Below are 16,553 nucleotides of genomic sequence, written 5' to 3'. Positions count from 1 at the left end.
TGCCCTAGAAGCTGTATTTCGCGCTGGCCTGGATGCGGTTCGCGGAACCGGACGAGGCCCACGTCTTGGTGTCGGCGTCGTATTGCGGTCTTTCGAGTTCGATATGACCATAAATGTATTCGAGACCGACATCCGTGGATTCCCACGGACTCCAGATCAGGTTGCCGTGGAACGACGACAGGCTTTTGAGCGGTGGGAGGGTCCCGCCACTGGGCGTGTTGAAGTGGCTATAGCCGTAGGCAACGCTGCTGCGCAGGCTGTCGGTCCAGAAGTGGGTATAGCCGACCGTTCCACCCCACACGTCGATCGGCCGGATTTGATCGTCGGTGACGATCGCGGAAATGTACTGACCGTGTTCGAGGTAGCGCCCAACGCCATTGCCATCGACCGTCTGGAACAGCAACTGGTCCTTGCCGAAGGTCTTGATCCCCACTCCGGCCAGGACGCCATAGACGAACTTGCCGTCATTTTGCCCGGACAAGCCGGAATCGGTCGCCAGATAGCGGCCCAGGGCGGCGAAGCCGACATGGCCCCAGGAGGTGTCGGCCGTGTAGCGGACCACCAGATCCGGTGCTTTGTCGATCTTGCTGTCCTTGGGGAAGCTGCCAACGGCATTGAAGTCGCCTTGCGGGCTTTCAATCGCAAGGTCGAGTTTGCCGAGCGGAAGCGGCTGGGTGTAACGCAAGAGCGGCTGGCGCAAGGCCGCGTAACCGACCGGGCCGTTAAAGTCGAGCGTTTCGGGCTGGGCTGTTTCCAGGTCGGAGAAGGTTGTCCAGGTCTGACCGGCCAGGAAGCGTCCTCCCTGCACATAGGCCTGGCGCAGTCGGAACAAGTTCCCGCCGCCGCCCGAGCCGAAGAAGTCGCCTTCGACATAGGTCTTCACGTCGCCGATTGCCTCAGTTCCCGTTAATGCCGTCAGGCTCAGTCGGGTTTCCTGCGCGCTGAAGGTCACCTGTCCGTCGCGGTTTCCCTTTCGGGAATGGCTGAGTGGGATCGATCCGAAATCGGTGGCGACGCTGTTCCCGATATTGCCGGTGATGTCGTCAACCGCATCCAGCTTGACATAGCCGCCGAATTTCAGCGACGTCCGCGTTCCCGGAATCTTGAAGAAACCGGGCTTGGCGGGGTCTCCGGCCAACAGCGGCGGCGCTTCTGGCGCGGCGGCCTGCTTTTTGGCGATGTCCTGCTGCTGGGCCTCGACCTTCTGCAAAGTGTCGCTTTGGGTGCTGACCTGTTTCTTTTGATCGTTGACCTGATTATTCAGTTCGTTGATCTGAGCCCGTTGCTCAACGACCTGTTTTTTCAGTTCATTAACGAGTGACTTCAATTCGCTAATGTCATCGGCATGGACCGGGCCGGAATAGAGCGCCGCCCCCAACCCCAGGGTGGCAACTGAAATCGTCTTGGCATTTTTTGAAAGCAATTTTCCCTCCTGCGCTGCTAGGCAACATCTGGCGTTTTGATTTATCTATTTGCGGTTGTTGCCTTGCTATTCATTAATGAATGCAAGCTTTTTGTTGAATTCTTTGCTAAAGGCAAGAATTTTATTCATTAAATGACAATTTGATGTCGGTTTATCCTGGATTAATACTGTTCATGACCTTGAAATCAATTTATTGGAAATTAAGAGGGGCTATACCTGTCGCCACGGAAAGACAGCACCGCTCATCCCCGCCATCGCCGTGAAGGAAATGGCGGGGGTTGCCGTCTTTGTTTTCAGGAAAACGCTGTTATCCGAAGGTCCGGGGTAAGGATAGCCTTACCAAGCCGGAAGAATGGCGCCCTTGAAGCGCTGGTCAAGAAAGTCAGATACTTCCTTTGATTGATAGGAGGCGACAAGGGTCTTGAAGACCGGCTTGTCCTTGTCCTGCTCCCGAACGGCGATAAAATTACCATAGGGGTTGTTCTTACGCGGTTCCTGGAGCAAGGCGTCCTTAATCGGATCAAACCCGCCATTCAGTGAATAGTTGGTGTTGATGACGGCAGCATCGAAATCATCGAGCGCGCGCGGAAGCTGTGGCGCTTCCAATTCATAGAATTTGATTTTCTTGGGATTTTTGGTGATGTCGAGGAGGGACGGGCTGTCTTGCTTGTCGTCCTTAAATGCGATTAGGCCGTTGGCGGCCAGGAGGCGAAGCGCCCGCGCTCCATTGCTGGGGTCGTTCGGGATGCCGATTTTTGCCCCGGTGGGCAATTGCTCCAGCTTTTTGACCTTCTTGGAATACAGACCGATCGGCTCGACGATGGTAAATCCGATCGGAACGATCTGGTAGCCATGCGCCTTGATCTGGGCGTCCAGATAGGGCTTGTGCTGGAATGCATTGGCATCGAGATCGCCAGCATTGAGGGCGGCGTTGGGCTGGACGTAATCGGAAAACGTAACCAATTCGACATCCAGTCCTTTGGTCGCGGCGACTTTTTTCGCGACTTCGGCGATTTCCTCTTCGGCGCCGCCGATCACGCCAAGTTTCACTTTTTCTGCGGCTTGAGCTGTGGCGGTAACCAGGGCGGCCACCAGTCCAGTCGTCAGAGCAAGATTCCGCAGCCACTTGTTTTCCATCGTCACCATGGCATTGACCTCCATACCCGCCAGAAACACATTAAATCTATAAAACTAGTATACTAATTTTTTTCACCGGGCAATACCGATATCAGGTCGGTGCACCGGATATGGACCTGGGCCATATCCGCCATGCGGAGCTGCATCTCTCTGCATTCTTTGGATCTTAGGGAGTGGGGCGGGCAGGTTCGTGGCGCACTGCCTTGGCCGCCGCCGCAATAGCGGCTGAGATACCGGCCAACGGGTCAAATCGAGGGTTGGCCGGTATCAGTGGAAGCGTTTGGTACGAACGGTTGGCGCTTGGATGGTTGCGAGGTTCAGGCGGTTGCCCGAGCCTGCCGCGTCTCGAATTTCTTCAGCGCCTGGACCATATAGGACAGGTGTTCGTGGTTGAGCGGTAATTGCAGGGTGTGCAGTCCGTTGCCGCCCTCGACGTAACGGGTGGGAATGGTTCGGTCGAAGCCGTCGATCGTAAGGTCGAAGCGGGCGCCTGTCGCTGCGGTGAGTTGGCCGATGAATTCCGCCGTGCCGATCGACATCGCCTTGACCCGGCCAGAAGTCCTTGTCCCATTTTCCGCGATTGCCGAGGCCGGCAGGTCGATCTTGATACAGGATAGGCTTTGGTCCTCGCTGAGATTTTGCAGCGCGGAGAGAAAGTCTTTGACTTCTTCGCTGAGGGATTTCGCGTCGCTGGACAGCCGGAGCGATGTCTGGTTGACGGCGATGGCGTTGTCACGATTGCTCTGGATCGCGTTGTTGACCCGCGAGATCGACGCGATCACCGTGATCGTGCTGCCCGAGACCTGTTCGACGCTGCGCGCTATTTCCTGGGTGGCGGCGCTTTGCTGGGTTACCGCCGAGGCAATGGCTCCGGCGACGTCATTGACGCTCATCACACTGTCCGAGATGCTGCGAATGGCCTCGGCCGTTCGCGCCGTCGCCGATTGGATGGCAGTGATCTGATTGCCGATATCTCCGGTGGCCCGTGCGGTCTGGTTGGCCAGATTTTTGACTTCGCCAGCGACGACGGCAAAGCCTTTGCCGGACTCGCCCGCCCGTGCCGCTTCAATCGTCGCGTTCAGAGCCAGCAGGTTGGTCTGGCTGGCGATGTTGTTGATCAATTGGACGACGGTGCCGATCTGCTCCGCCGCCAGACTGAGTTCGGAGAAGGACTCGACGACCACTTTCGCCTTCTCCATCGCATCTCCCGACATATTCGAGGATGTCGTGGCCTGGCGTCCGATCTCGTCGATTGATGATGCGAGTTGCTGAGATGCGGCGGCAACGGTCTGGATTGTCGAGGACGTCAGGTCAATTTCGTTTTTGACCAGATCGACCTGACTGCCCGCATCGTTGGAAGACTGTTCCAACTGTGATGAGGTGTCGGCCATTTCGGTTGAAACCGACGATACCGAATTAAAAACACCGCCCAGGCTGACGCCAAATTGCCGCACTAACTGATCGATTTCTTCTTGCCGTCGGGTTCGAGCCGCATTGAGGCGCAGCGCTTCCTGTTCAAGCGACATTTTTTCGATGGCATTGCGGCGGAAGACTTCGACGGCGGCGGCCATGTCGCCCAGTTCGTCCGTCTGTCCCCGGCAGGGAATGTCGATTTGGACCGAACCGGCGGCCAGATGTTTCATTGATGACGTCATTTCGATAATCGGTCCGACAATGACGCGGCCGATGATGATCGCCAATCCGATTCCAAGCAAAATTTCGACGGCGGCCAGGATGCTTTGGACCTGGAGCGACGTCGTTACTTTTTCGATGTTTTCGGCCTGGACCCGATTGAACCTTTCGACGACATTTTTTTCGGCGGTCTCCATTCTGTTTTCGATCGATAGAGCTTGATCGCGCATTTCCACGAACAATTTGTCCATCGTTTCGACATCAGCCGCGACGAGTTCAAATGTGGCCGCGTATTCTTTAATGCTGGCGGCGACCGGGTCGGCAAGGGGGCGTAGCGCCCCATTCGAAATTTTTGTCAGCGCGGTGAGGTTGGCCAAGGCTTTCTCGACATTATCCTTGAACCCGATGGTGTCGTCGGTTTCCTTGGTGGCCAGAAAGCGCCACGCTCCCATCCGTACCAGGATAATGCTGCTGTCGAATGTCACTGCTGCTTGGGTCACGGCCGGATCGTGGATCGCGATGGCAGCCGCCGTTAGTTTTGCGGTGGACAGGGTCATCGTTTCCCCGCGCTTTCGAAGTTCGCCGCGGTGGGTGTTCTCGGCGGTGACTGCCATGATCACATGGCGGAATTTCTCACCATGGTCGAGAAGATCTCGCCTCGCCTGGAGGTAACTCTCCCGTCTACCTGCGTCGATGGTGTTCTCGGCCAGTGCGCCGAGAGCTTTGCTCGCTTCGGCGATTGCGTCGGTAAAGTCTCCCGCAGCGCCCTCCATCCCCTCGCTGACGTAAAGAATGCGCGAGATACGCGATCTTTCAATCAGGTGGCTGATCCGCGCCGCCGTCTGGGCGTTTGTGCTTGTTCGCCCCATTATCGATGTATTTTCACGTATGGCGTTTAGTTCCCAAAGTGAAAAAACGGTAACTGCTGCCGATACTAAAACAATGATGCCAAATCCAAATAAAATTCTGCTCTGTAATTTGAATGAGCTGAGGAACATTTTGGCACCTTTGTTCTATTCAAGGCCGCATGGTCGATTTTTGCTCTCTTTTTATTTGTATTGCAAGAATCTGTTTTTAGTATTATTAAACAGATTGCATGGTTCGAACGGCATTAAGCGATCTTGTCGCGTTTAGGGGGCGGTGTCTGAACGGCATTTGGGTTCCGCCTCGGTTGATAACAAGACGTATTTTATCTATTTAAGGGAAAAATTGTCTGACCTGTCATTCTTCAGGTGATTCCTGTCGTAGCTCAAGGAGAGTGCCCTTGTCTGGAGACATCGCCATCGATGACAACGACATTCCGGTATCGCCTCAAGGAGAAGCCGAGCGTATCGCCGCGCTGCGCCGCTATCGAATTCTCGATACAGATGCCGAGCCCGCGTTCGATCGCATCGTAAAAATGGTTGCTCTTTTACTCGACGTTCCCATTGCATTGATTTCTCTTGTCGATACGGATCGTCAGTGGTTCAAGGCGGCGCAGGGACTGAAAGTCCGAGAGACGCCGCGCTGTATTGCGTTTTGCGATCACGCCATCCGTGGCCAAGAGATCTTCGTGGTTCCTGACGCGAAGGCAGACCCGCGCTTCGCTGACAATCCCCTGGTGACCGGCGAGCCGTTCTTGCGCTTTTACGCAGGGGTTCCACTGGTTACCGCGGATGGTCATGCCCTTGGCACCTTGTGCGCTCTCGATCAGGCGCCGCAGCACCTTGATGCGCGTGGCGAGACGATCCTGAACGAGCTTGCCGCGCAGGCGATGCACGAGCTGGATGTCAGGGCCGCGCTGGGTGATCTCTATGATCAGGTCGATCGCGGGTACCATGCCCAGCGCGCATTGCGCAGCACCAACCTTCAACTGGCGGCGCTGTTGAACGCCACCGCCAATGCCGTGGTCGCAGCCGACAGCGAGACCCATATCATCGCGTGGAACCGCGCCGCCGAAGAGATGTTCGGCTATACGCCGGAGGACGTTGCCGGTCGGCCGATGGCGTACTTGTTGTCGGAGCGTTACCGCGCTGCCGAAGCGGGGGAATTGTCCCAGTGCGGGGCGATTGGGGACGGTACGCCGCGCCTGCTGCACGGGCAGCGCAAGAACGGGCAAGAATTCCCGATGGAGGTGTTTCTCGCCTGCTGGGACGATCCGCTGGCGGCGGCATCGTTCGGAATCATTGTCCGTGATGTGACCTTGCGCAGCCAACGCCTGGATGAAATCAGCCGCAGCCGTGTTCATCTGGCCGAAGCCCAACGAATTGCCGCCCTGGGCAGTTGGGATTGGACCGTTGATGACGACCTCATCACTCTATCCGAGCAGATGACTCATTTGCTGGGGCTGTCGGCGGAGCGGTCGGTGACGAAGGAGGCGTTTCTCGACCGTGTGCACGCCGATGATCGTATTGCTTTCCGGGCCGAGGTGGCGCGGGTTCTGACCGGCGATCCGTCGTCGAGCTTTACCTTCCGGGTGCGGGGCGAAAAAGACGGGTTACGGATCTTGCGTGGCTCATGCCGCTTGGTGGAAGGGTGGGACGGTCGGGTCAATCGGGTGATTGGGGTGGCTCAGGACGTTACCGACCTTTCGCGGCGCGAGGCGGTCGAGCGCGAACGAGAAAAGCTTGTGGCGCTTGGCGAATTGGCCGGAGGTGTCGCGCATGAGCTGAACAATCTGCTTCAGCCGATTTTGAGTTTGGTCGAACTATCGCTCGGCTTTATCCGTCGCGGTTCGCTGTCAGCAGATGATCGGGCCGAGATGGGCGACTATTTCGTTTGCGTGCTCGACTACACCCGACAGGGGCGCGAAATCGTCCGCCAGATTCTCCGCTTTGCCCGCAAGGAAGGCGCGATCCTGAGTGATGTCGATTTTGTTGCTGAGGTGCGCGGTACGCTAGGGTTCTTGCACGGTGTACTCCCATCGGGGATCAGGTTGGTTACCGTGATCGAGCCGAATATCGTCGGGACCGCCCGCGTCAATTCAGTCGAATTGACCCAAATCATGACCAATTTGGCGGTGAACGCAGCCTATGCGATGGACGGGCAGGGGCGACTGACGGTTTCGCTGTTCGAGGTCGCGTTTTCCGGTGCGGCGTGCGACTCGCTTGGCCTTCAGCCCGGAGACTATTTCAGGCTGTCTATCGCCGATACCGGCCAAGGCATGCCAGAGGCGATTCGGTCTCGGATCTTTGAGCCATTCTTTACGACCAAACCGATTGGCGAGGGAACCGGACTCGGCCTGTCGGTGGTGCATGGCATCGTGCATAGTTGGGGCGGAGCGATTGAGGTCGAGAGCACCGTCGGCCAGGGAACCACCTTTATTCTCTACATTCCAAAGCTCCGCGACATTGTCAGCCATGAGGAGATGTGACGTGGCAAACATCTTGTTGATCGAAGACATGAAGGGTGTGCGGTTGGCGCTGTGTGCCGTGCTGAGACATGGCGGTCACACCGTGACCGAAGCAGACGATGGCGCATCCGGTCTGGAGATTCTTCGCAGCGGACGTCGCTTCGATCTGGTCATCACCGATATCCTGATGCCGACGATCGATGGCATCGAAGTGATTATGTTTCTCGAAGCCCAGTCCAACCACCCTCCCATTATCGCCATTTCGGGCGGCGGCAGCCAAATGCCGTCGGATAAGGCTTTGATGTTGGCCAAGACCAAAGCCGATGCGGTCCTTTCGAAACCGTTCGACAATGCCGATTTGCTGGCGACAATAGACCGATTGCTGCACAAATAGGTCACAGGGTATAGGCTATTCTGTTAGGGTGTCACCCGATCCATTCCCGATGAGGCGCCGGAATTGGGAAATTGATCTGACTTGGGATTTTTTCATCTCTTTTATCCTATTTTACTTATCAGGAGATGATTCCCTCTATTCTTTTTTGACCGACAAGATCTGGTCGTTTTTCTGTTGTCCACTCCTTCGCGGAATGAAATACCTTGAAGCGGTTGTTTGATTAAGATCATCACGGCCTGCCGGTGCTTTCAGTGCACCGCTGCCGTGTGAGCCGCCTCGAGTTCTCGGAGGAGCCGAAATGAACGATCCCGCTTCCAAGTCAAAGGGCGATATTTCCAGTTCAATCGCCGCTTTCGCGGTTGTTGGCATTGGCGCTTCCGCCGGAGGCTTGGAGGCACTGGAACGAGTTCTCGGTTCGGTTCCGTCCGATAGCGGGATGGCTTTCGTTGTCGTGCAACATCTCGATCCCGATCAGCCCAGCGCTATTGTCTCGCTGCTGCAACGGGTGACGCCGATGATGGTGTTTGAGGCCCGAGACGGCATGGCGGTGCGTCCCAACGTGGTTTACGTGATCCCCCCCAATCGCGACTTGTCGATCGAGAACGGTCTTCTCCTGTTGTTGCCACTAGCGACGCCGCATGCCCCCCGCCTGCCTATCGATCATTTCTTCCGTGCCCTGGCGAATGACCGGCGTGAGAACGCGGTCGGAATCGTCTTGTCCGGGATGGGAGCGGACGGCACCCTGGGTCTGCGTTCGATCAAGGAGAATGGCGGTTTCACCCTGGCCCAGAGTCCAATCGAGGCTGCTTTCGACAGCATGCCGCGGTCAGCGATCACGGCTGGTGTCGTCGATATCGTCGTTCCGGCCGATAAAATGGTTGGCGAAATCCTTGCCTGCCGCAGTCACGTCCCGTTAGTCGATTCGGGGAAGGTACTCAAGGCACTGGAAACCCGCGAAAGCCTGGGCGCGATTATTGCTCTGCTGAGCCAGCGTTCTCGCAATGATTTTACCTTGTATAAAACGACCACTCTCTACCGTCGGATCGAGCGTCGGGTAGCTCTTCACCGGATGAATTCTTTGGGGGACTATGTTAGTTACCTCCGGGATAATCCGATTGAAATCGATCTTCTCTTCAAAGAACTGCTAATCGGCGTCACCAATTTCTTTCGCGATGCGACGGTATGGGAGGCGTTTAAGCTCAAGGTTCTTATTCCCCTGCTGACGAACTGGTCGTCCGACCACCCGGTGCGGGCGTGGGTTCCGGCTTGTTCGACCGGAGAAGAAGCGTATTCGCTGGCGATGCTCTTCCGCGAGGCGCTTGACGCCGTTATGCCGAAAGTGCGGATCGGGTTGCAGATCTATGCGACCGATATCGATCCCGATGCAATCGTCCGCGCCCGTCAGGGTATCTTCCCCGATACCATCGCGACCGATGTCTCGCCCGAACGGCTGGCCCGTTTTTTTGTCGCGGAAGAGAATGGCTTTCGGATCGCGACCGAGATCCGCGAAATGGTGACCTTCGCCGAGCAGAACATCATCTCCGACCCGCCTTTTACAAAGATCGATATTCTGAGCTGTCGTAATCTGCTGATCTATTTCAGTAACGAGCTACAGAAAACCCTGCTGCCGCTGTTTCATTTTGCCCTCAACCCCGATGGTACCCTGATCCTGGGAAGTGCCGAGGCGATCGGTGGCTTTGCCAGCCTGTTTGTTCCGGTGGACCAGAAGGCGCGCCTGTTCCGACGGGTTGATCACCCGGTGCTGCGGAGCCAGATCGGCTTTCCGGTGCGGGCCTTTCCGGCTCGCCTTCTCCAGCCCGAGGATCCAGCCGGGAAACATGGGCCAGAACCGCTTCAGGTTCTGATGGAGCGGCTTCTGCTCAACAATTATTGCCCGGCGGCGGTCCTGGTCGATGGCGACGGCGATATCCTCTATATCAGCGGGCGAACCGGTAAGTATCTCGAACCGGCGGCGGGGAAGGCCAATCTCAACATCCATGCGATGGCTCGTGACGGGCTTCATCAGCCATTGATCTCTGCGATCAAGCGGGCTTTGCGCCAGGAAAGCCCGGTCATCCTGAGCGGTCTCACGATCGCGTCGGACAAGGGTACCCAGACGATTACCGTTACGATCCAAAGGGTTGATCGGCACGAAGCTACTTTTGACATGGCGTTGATCGTGTTCACCGATGTCGAACATGTATCGTTGCCGCCCAAGACATCGCGTAAGGCGGCTCGGGTCCAGGCAAAGGATGCCTTGGTCGCGGAACTAACCCGGACACGGGCCGATCTGGAGGTCACCCGTGCCGAGATGCAGTCTTCCCTAGAAGACTTGAAGTCGGCGAATGAAGAGCAGCAGGCCACAAATGAAGAACTGCAATCGGCCAACGAGGAGCTGACCACCTCGAAGGAAGAAATGCAGTCGATGAACGAAGAGCTTCACAGTATCAATGCAGAGCTTCAGTCAAAGGTTAGCGATCTGCTGTCGGTCAATAACGACATGAACAACCTGCTTAACAGCACCGAGATCGCCACGGTATTCCTGGATAACGACATGCGGGTGCGTCGTTTTACCCCTCATGCCACCCAGTTGTTTAAACTGATCCCTGGCGATGTCGGGCGGCCTTTGTCCGACATTACGACCGATCTGCACTATAAGACTCTGACTGAGGATGCGCGCGAGGTGTTGCGCACTTTGATTTTTATCGAAAGGCGGATTTCAACTTTTGGCGGAGCCTGGATCAAGGCGCGGATCATGCCCTATCGAACTCATGACAATGTGATCGATGGCGTGGTGATCACCTTTGTCGATATTTCAGAAATAAAGCGGCTGGAGGACGAATTAAGAGAAATCAAGGGGGAGGTGTCTGGGTAGATTCCGACCCTCCCTTTAGGTCCCGTAACGAGTGTAGATTAACCAGTTGCCTGGGGGGCACGGGCCGTACATGGCGAGGGGGCGGCCATGAAGACTGGGTCGAAATCGTCGCGGGAGGAGAGGGAGTTCCACCACTTGGCCGAACCGGGGCTGAAGGGGAGTGGGATTGAGGCCGATTTGGCCATCGACGATCTGTTGCGGGTGATTCACGAACTTAGAGTTCGTCAGATTGAACTTGAAATGCAGAACGAATCGCTGCGCGAGGCGCATCGATTGTCTGAAAGTAAGCTGGCGGACTATATCGATCTTTACGACGCTTCCCCAATCGCATGCCTCACTCTGGACAACGCCGGTTTTATTGGCCGGATCAATGCCCCCGCCATCGCATTGTTACATTCGGTTTCCGGTCGGGCAGGTACGCAACGGTTGGCGAACTTCGTCGCTGACGAATCCTTACTCGTTTTGGCTTCATTTATTGACAATATTGTTATCGATTCCGGGATTCACTCTTGCGAAGTCGCGCTGAGGCCAGGCGACGTCTGTCACGAGGAACGCTTTGTCCAACTGTCGGGACGAGCCTGCGCGACCGGCCAATCCTGCATCATCGCGCTTGTCGATATCACAGAATATAAACGCATAACCGACGCGTTGCTGCGTGCGGTCGAAGAAGCCGAGCGAGCGAGCGCTGCCAAATCACGCTTTCTTACCGTCGCCAGTCACGATCTGCGTCAGCCGTTGCAAAGTCTGTGTCTCATCAGTTGGGTGATGGCGCGTAAGGCGGATGACGTTCAGATCCGTGCTCTGCTTGCCGAGCAGGAACAGGCATTGGGAACGATGTCCGCGATGCTTAACACGTTGCTCGACATCAATCTTCTTGACGCAGGCATCATCTCTTACAATCCGATTGGCCTTGCCGTTGCTCCATTGCTGAGTCGGCTAGGGCGGGACTTCGCGTTCCAGGCCGGGGCCGCCAACGATGTCCTGCATCTGGTGGACAGTTCGCTGATCGTTCAAAGCGATCCCAAGTTGCTGGAACAGATTCTGCGGAATCTGCTGTCGAATGCCTTTAAATATACCCATGACGGTCGGGTTCTGCTCGGTTGTCGCCGTCGGGGCGGCCATGTCAGAATCGAGGTGTGGGACAATGGTATCGGTATCCCCGAGGATCAGATCGACTCGATCTTCGAGGAATTCCATCAGATCGATAATCCTCATCGTCAGCACAGACATGGTTTTGGCTTGGGGCTGGCGATCGTCAAGCGTCAGGCGGCGCTGTTGGGCCATTCAATCGGGGTGAGGTCGCGACCGGGGAAGGGTTCGGTGTTCTGGGTCGAACTTCCCATGGGCGACGTTGTGACGGCACCTTCTGCCCCCCTTTCTTCCCAGGATAATGATCTGGTAACCCCGTTTCATCACCGTTCCGTCCTGGTGGTGGAGGACGACCCATCGGTTGGGGCGATGCTGGAGCAATTGTTCATCGCCGAAGGCTGCACCGTAATCTGGGCGCGGACGGGGAATGAAGCCCTTACGTTTGCCGACAAGGCGTTCGATCTGGTCGTCACCGATTATATCTTGCCGGACGGTATGACCGGCCTGGACGTTCTTTCCTGCTTGCGGACGGTGATCGTGACGTTGCCCGCTATCCTGCTGGCCGATGATATCGCTACCGATTCTTTGCGCCAGATCGTGATGGAACCGGACTGCACCCACCTTTCCAAATCGGCAAAAATGACGGAGATCCTTAGTGCGGCGGGGGGGCTGCTGGCACGCTCTGTTTGCTGTTCTTCATCAGCAGTTGGGCGCGCGGTGGCTTCGACGGTGTATGTGATCGATGATGACCCGCACGTGCGCAAGGCAATAGCGGCCTTGCTGCATGAGGAAGGGCACGAGGTCTACCTCTATCCTGATGCCGAAACATTTCTGCGCACACATGAGCTCGGTCGCGAGGGGTGTCTTCTGGTCGATGCCGTGATGCCCGGCATGGGGGGACTCGAATTGCTCGATCATCTTCGGAAGCAGAGTGATTCGATTCCTGCCATCGTGATGACCGGACATGGCGATGTGCCGATGGCTGTCGCGGCAATGAAGGCCGGTGCCGGGGACTTCATCGCGAAGCCGATCAATCCCGAGGAAATGCGGGCCGCCGTTGCCAGCGCTCTGGAACTAGGCCGCGACGTTGCCGCCGAAAGCGCCCGACGTGCCGACGCCATCCGGTGCTTTGCTAGTCTGACCCCGCGCGAGCATCAGGTGTTCGAGCGGATTCTGACCGGCATGTCCAATAAGGTTATCGCCTACGAAATGGGGATCAGCCGTCGTACGGTCGAAAACCATCGTGCCGCGATCATGAGCAAGACCGCTTCGAAATCCCTGCTCGATCTGTATCGGATCGCCCGTCTGTTCGGGGCGTGACGTTCGGCTTTATCGGTGCGTCCTTGGCCGTGTCATCGACAGCTCAAGGACGCACCACCACGCTCCAGGATTGAGAGCTACCGAAGGGTGCGGCAGGACAGGGATCAGCGGGCGCGGTAGCGTTCGATCTCGATGCCGACCGAAGCCGCTTCGGCATAGACGTCAGGCTTTTCAACTCGGACACGGGCCATTTCAACCCGCTCATCCTCAAGACACAGGCTGGCGATCTTCTCTGCCAGGGTCTCGACCAGATTGATGTGCCCCTCTGCCAACAGGCGGCGGATTCCTTCGATCACGTCCTCATAAGACAGGACGTTGGCAATGTCGTCGTTAGCCGGTCCAGCGGCTTGTTCCAGCACGCTCATATCGACATTGATCCGCACACGCTGCGGTGCCAACCGCTCATGTTCGTAGATACCGATCGAACATTTCAGCATCAGGTCACGCACAAGAATGCGGTACAGGCATCGCGCCGGGGTCGTGGCGGGATGGGACTCAACAGGGCTGCACTGGAAGGTCACGTTAGGCCGGTCCTCTCCTCGGCCGGGATGGCCGGGACGCGAGGTCATAGCGCGTCGGCCAAGTTCGGCGCAAGCGAATCCAGCGTTCCCACGCAGCGAGCCGTGTCGCCTTCGGCGGGCAGGCGGGTTAGCAGCGCTGCGACGGTACGGCCGGAGACGACTAGGCCGAGGGCGATTTCGGCCAGCGGCGCCAAAACGAACCGTCGTTCACACAAGCGAGGGTGGGGAAGGGTGAGGATCTCGCTTTCGATGGTTTCCTCCCCCAACGCCAGGATGTCGATATCGATCAGGCGCGGCCCGAACCGAACCGAGGCGACCCGACCCAGCCGGGTCTCGATCGCCTTGATCCGGGTCAGGAGTTCGAGAGGCTCCAAATCCGTCGTGGCCGCGACCGCCATGTTGAGAAAGGCCGGCTGGTCGAGGACGTGCATCGGTGCCGTTTCCCACACCGATGATTGGTCGCCAAGCGTGACGATACCCGCCAGTGCGCCCAGCGCCGCGCTAAGATTGGCGGCCCGGTCGCCGAGATTGGTTCCCAGGCCAAGATGGACGGTACGAAAAATCATATCAGGCAATGATATCCGGGATCAGAGAGTTTTCCAGTCCGGCGATTTCGTCCTTCAACGCCAGTTTGCGTTTCTTGAGCCGTTGCAACCGCAACTGATCGAACGGCAATTCCTCCGCCGCCTGCGCGATTAGATCGTCGAAGCGTCGATGTTCGGATTTTAATTCGGCAAGCCGTCGCCGCACGTCTTCGAGAATGTCGTCGTTCATGACAGGATGACACCGTTAAAACCAGCCTAGACGGTAGCAGAACTTGGTTGGAAACGGTATGGGTAAGGTCAAGCCTTTAGGGAGCGAGCGGAATGGCGACCAAACGAATTGGCATCCTGACCAGCGGCGGTGATTGCGCCGGTCTCAACGCCGCGTTGCGAGCAGTTGTGCATCGTGCGATTCGAAATTACGGCTGGCGAGTTTTTGGTATCCGTGACGGCAGTATGGGCCTGATGGAGCGCCCGTTGGATTTTGTCGAGTTTGATCTTTCCCTTGTCACGGGCGATATGTTGCGGCTGGGTGGAACGATCCTGGGAACCATCAACAAAGGCGACCCGTTTCACTATCCGATGCCCGATGGAACCTTTCGCGACCGCTCATCCGAGTTTGTCGAGGGCTACCGCGAACTGGGGATCGAGGCGCTGGTTGTGATTGGCGGCGACGGCTCGATGCGTATCCTCAACCAACTGTGCCGCCAGGGCGGTATCCCGATGGTCGGGATTCCCAAGACGATCGACAATGATGTCGCCCAGACCGATTACGCGATCGGCTTTTCCACCGCGCTCGACGTCGCGGGCGAGGCGATCGACCGTCTTGCCCCCACCGCCGCCAGTCATCATCGCGTGATGATTTTGGAGGTGATGGGCCGTGACGTCGGCCATATCGCCATCAATGCCGGTGTCGCCGGGGGTGCCGATGTGATCCTGATCCCTGAACTGCCCTATACGCTGGAGGGGATCGCCAACAAGATCGATGACGTTCGCGCCGAGGGCCGCAACCACGCTCTGATGGTGGTGGCCGAGGGCTGCCGAACTGAAACCGGAGAATCGATTACCAAGGTTCAGAGCGGCGGCGAAGCCCGCTATGGCGGCATTGGCCAATATTTGGGGGCACGTCTGGCCGATCTGGTTGATGCCGAAACTCGTGTCACCGTTCTCGGTCACGTTCAACGCGGTGGCGTGCCGTCGATGCGCGACCGCGTTATCGCCTCGGCCTTCGGTGTCCATGCCGTCGATCTTATCTCGTCGGGACGCCTGGGGCGGGTCGTGGCGTGGCAACATGGGCAAGTGGTCGATGTGCCGATCACCGATGTCGCCAATATTACCCGTGCCGTCGATCCGTTCGGCACTCTGGCGCAGACCGCGCGTGGTTTGGGTATCTATATCGGAGAAATGCCGGCCTAAGATCCGGTCTGCTCGGTTCGGCGTGGGGCTTGTGCGCCCCACGCCTTAACGAGGTTCTTTTACCGGCAGCGGGACAGACGGTTCATCTGTTCGACGGTGGCGGTCGCGGCGGCACGCGCGCCGCATCCGGGCGTCGGCGTGGTAGGCCGGGTGGTCGGCGGTGGTGCTGATTCGGTCGTCGCGGCGGCGGGAGGTGTTTGCGGCGACAGAACCACCGGGGCCGGGGCCACAGGCGGCGTCTGAACTACTGGAGCCGGGGCCACAGGCGGAGTCTGAACTACTGGAGCCGGGGCCGCAGGTGGAGTCTGAACCACCGGAGCCGGAGCGACAGGCGGAGTCTGAACTACTGGAGCCGGAGCCACGGGCGCAGTCTGAACCACCGGAGCAGGAGCCGCAGGCGGAGCGACGAGGGGGAGAGGCGCGCGCGGGGGAGGCGGTGGCACGGGAAGGGGGGGAGCAGCCGGTCTTGCCACGGGTAGCGGCGGCGGCGGTAAAGACGGTTTGGGCGCGGCCGCAGGTGGCTTCATCAGCGGCGTCGGAGCCATCGGAACGGCTTGGTGCGTCGGCTCCACGACCGTCGGAACGGCATTGGGCGGTGCGATCACGGCTTCGGCGGGAGCTGGCTGCGGCGTTGCGGCAACCGGAGGCGGGGCCGGTCGTGTCGGCTCGGGCGGTGTCGGCAGATTAAGCAGTGGATCGGGGCTTGAAAGCGGCGGTCCAGCAAGCACGTTTAAAAAATCACCGACGCCACCAACAACGTCGTCAACGAGCTTTTCGACACTGGATGGCTGCGATGCGGGATGCTGCTCCCCCGCCAAAGCGGCGGTTGGGAGCAGCAAAAGGCATAGCAACGGAAGCGCTTTCAGCGCCATG

The 16,553-nt window shown here is 57.8% G+C and carries 12 protein-coding genes; 5 read left to right on the top strand and 7 right to left on the bottom strand.

Going from position 1 to position 16,553, the window contains the following annotated elements; translation table 11 throughout:
- Positions 1–4: 4 nt before the first annotated feature.
- The 3 genes from PHAMO_RS03080 to PHAMO_RS03070 form a co-directional block, all read right to left on the bottom strand.
- The gene (locus tag PHAMO_RS03080; RefSeq protein WP_002726339.1) at positions 5–1,423 is read right to left on the bottom strand and encodes a DcaP family trimeric outer membrane transporter; all 1,419 of its coding nucleotides are present in this window, start codon (positions 1,421–1,423) and stop codon (positions 5–7) included.
- 336 nt (positions 1,424–1,759) lie between these two features.
- Positions 1,760–2,569 (bottom strand): MetQ/NlpA family ABC transporter substrate-binding protein, encoded by an 810-nt coding sequence (locus PHAMO_RS03075; RefSeq protein WP_002726337.1) that lies wholly within the window; start codon positions 2,567–2,569, stop codon positions 1,760–1,762.
- A 308-nt stretch (positions 2,570–2,877) separates the two neighbouring features.
- Entirely contained in the window at positions 2,878–5,061 is a 2,184-nt protein-coding gene (locus PHAMO_RS03070) for a methyl-accepting chemotaxis protein (protein WP_051002358.1), read from the bottom strand.
- 395 nt (positions 5,062–5,456) lie between these two features.
- Here PHAMO_RS03070 and PHAMO_RS03065 point away from each other — a divergent pair, with 395 nt between their 5' ends.
- The 4 genes from PHAMO_RS03065 to PHAMO_RS03050 all read left to right on the top strand — a co-directional run bounded on the left by PHAMO_RS03065 (position 5,457) and on the right by PHAMO_RS03050 (position 13,201).
- On the top strand, positions 5,457–7,544 hold the full coding sequence (locus tag PHAMO_RS03065; protein WP_002726333.1) for a PAS domain S-box protein: 2,088 nt from the start codon (positions 5,457–5,459) through the stop codon (positions 7,542–7,544).
- A gap of 1 nt (position 7,545) precedes the next feature.
- The gene (locus tag PHAMO_RS03060) at positions 7,546–7,917 is read left to right on the top strand and encodes a response regulator (RefSeq protein WP_002726331.1); all 372 of its coding nucleotides are present in this window, start codon (positions 7,546–7,548) and stop codon (positions 7,915–7,917) included.
- A gap of 298 nt (positions 7,918–8,215) precedes the next feature.
- Positions 8,216–10,792 carry a chemotaxis protein CheB gene (locus PHAMO_RS03055; RefSeq protein ID WP_002726329.1) on the top strand — a complete coding sequence of 859 codons (2,577 nt, stop codon included), beginning with the start codon at positions 8,216–8,218 and terminating at the stop codon, positions 10,790–10,792.
- Between the two features lie 87 nt (positions 10,793–10,879).
- Positions 10,880–13,201: a response regulator gene (locus tag PHAMO_RS03050; RefSeq protein ID WP_155801518.1), complete on the top strand. Its 2,322-nt coding sequence runs from the start codon at positions 10,880–10,882 to the stop codon at positions 13,199–13,201.
- Positions 13,202–13,305: 104 nt separating this feature from the next.
- Here the strand turns inward: PHAMO_RS03050 and folB are convergent, their stop codons facing one another.
- The 3 genes from folB to PHAMO_RS03035 are packed head-to-tail and all read right to left on the bottom strand — an operon-like array spanning position 13,306 to position 14,496.
- A complete protein-coding gene (folB, locus tag PHAMO_RS03045) occupies positions 13,306–13,770 on the bottom strand; it encodes a dihydroneopterin aldolase (protein WP_002726325.1) in 465 nt (154 codons plus the stop codon).
- On the bottom strand, positions 13,767–14,288 hold the full coding sequence (gene folK / locus PHAMO_RS03040) for a 2-amino-4-hydroxy-6-hydroxymethyldihydropteridine diphosphokinase (RefSeq protein ID WP_002726323.1): 522 nt from the start codon (positions 14,286–14,288) through the stop codon (positions 13,767–13,769). The genes folB and folK overlap by 4 nt, the downstream gene beginning before the upstream one ends.
- A gap of 1 nt (position 14,289) precedes the next feature.
- The gene (locus PHAMO_RS03035) at positions 14,290–14,496 is read right to left on the bottom strand and encodes a YdcH family protein (RefSeq protein ID WP_002726321.1); all 207 of its coding nucleotides are present in this window, start codon (positions 14,494–14,496) and stop codon (positions 14,290–14,292) included.
- 92 nt (positions 14,497–14,588) lie between these two features.
- Between PHAMO_RS03035 and PHAMO_RS03030 the strand changes: the two genes are divergently transcribed.
- A complete protein-coding gene (locus PHAMO_RS03030; protein WP_002726319.1) occupies positions 14,589–15,680 on the top strand; it encodes an ATP-dependent 6-phosphofructokinase in 1,092 nt (363 codons plus the stop codon).
- A gap of 59 nt (positions 15,681–15,739) precedes the next feature.
- Here the strand turns inward: PHAMO_RS03030 and PHAMO_RS19265 are convergent, their stop codons facing one another.
- Positions 15,740–16,552: a hypothetical protein gene (locus tag PHAMO_RS19265; RefSeq protein ID WP_155801517.1), complete on the bottom strand. Its 813-nt coding sequence runs from the start codon at positions 16,550–16,552 to the stop codon at positions 15,740–15,742.
- Position 16,553 lies beyond the last annotated feature (1 nt).

It is taken from the genome of Magnetospirillum molischianum DSM 120, from assembly GCF_000294655.1.
GTDB lineage: Bacteria > Pseudomonadota > Alphaproteobacteria > Rhodospirillales > Magnetospirillaceae > Phaeospirillum > Phaeospirillum molischianum.
This window is presented reverse-complemented; position numbering and strand designations above follow the sequence as displayed.

Bases quoted from the DNA above. Each gene is read 5' to 3' on its own strand.
- PHAMO_RS19265 (WP_155801517.1), bottom strand. From the start codon at position 16,552: ATGGCGCTGAAAGCGCTTCCGTTGCTATGCCTTTTGCTGCTCCCAACC.
- folB (WP_002726325.1), bottom strand. From the start codon at position 13,770: ATGACCTCGCGTCCCGGCCATCCCGGCCGAGGAGAGGACCGGCCTAAC.
- PHAMO_RS03050 (WP_155801518.1), top strand. From the start codon at position 10,880: ATGAAGACTGGGTCGAAATCGTCGCGGGAGGAGAGGGAGTTCCACCAC.
- PHAMO_RS03070 (WP_051002358.1), bottom strand. From the start codon at position 5,061: ATGGGGCGAACAAGCACAAACGCCCAGACGGCGGCGCGGATCAGCCAC.
- folK (WP_002726323.1), bottom strand. From the start codon at position 14,288: ATGATTTTTCGTACCGTCCATCTTGGCCTGGGAACCAATCTCGGCGAC.
- PHAMO_RS03035 (WP_002726321.1), bottom strand. From the start codon at position 14,496: ATGAACGACGACATTCTCGAAGACGTGCGGCGACGGCTTGCCGAATTA.
- PHAMO_RS03055 (WP_002726329.1), top strand. From the start codon at position 8,216: ATGAACGATCCCGCTTCCAAGTCAAAGGGCGATATTTCCAGTTCAATC.
- PHAMO_RS03075 (WP_002726337.1), bottom strand. From the start codon at position 2,569: ATGGTGACGATGGAAAACAAGTGGCTGCGGAATCTTGCTCTGACGACT.
- PHAMO_RS03030 (WP_002726319.1), top strand. From the start codon at position 14,589: ATGGCGACCAAACGAATTGGCATCCTGACCAGCGGCGGTGATTGCGCC.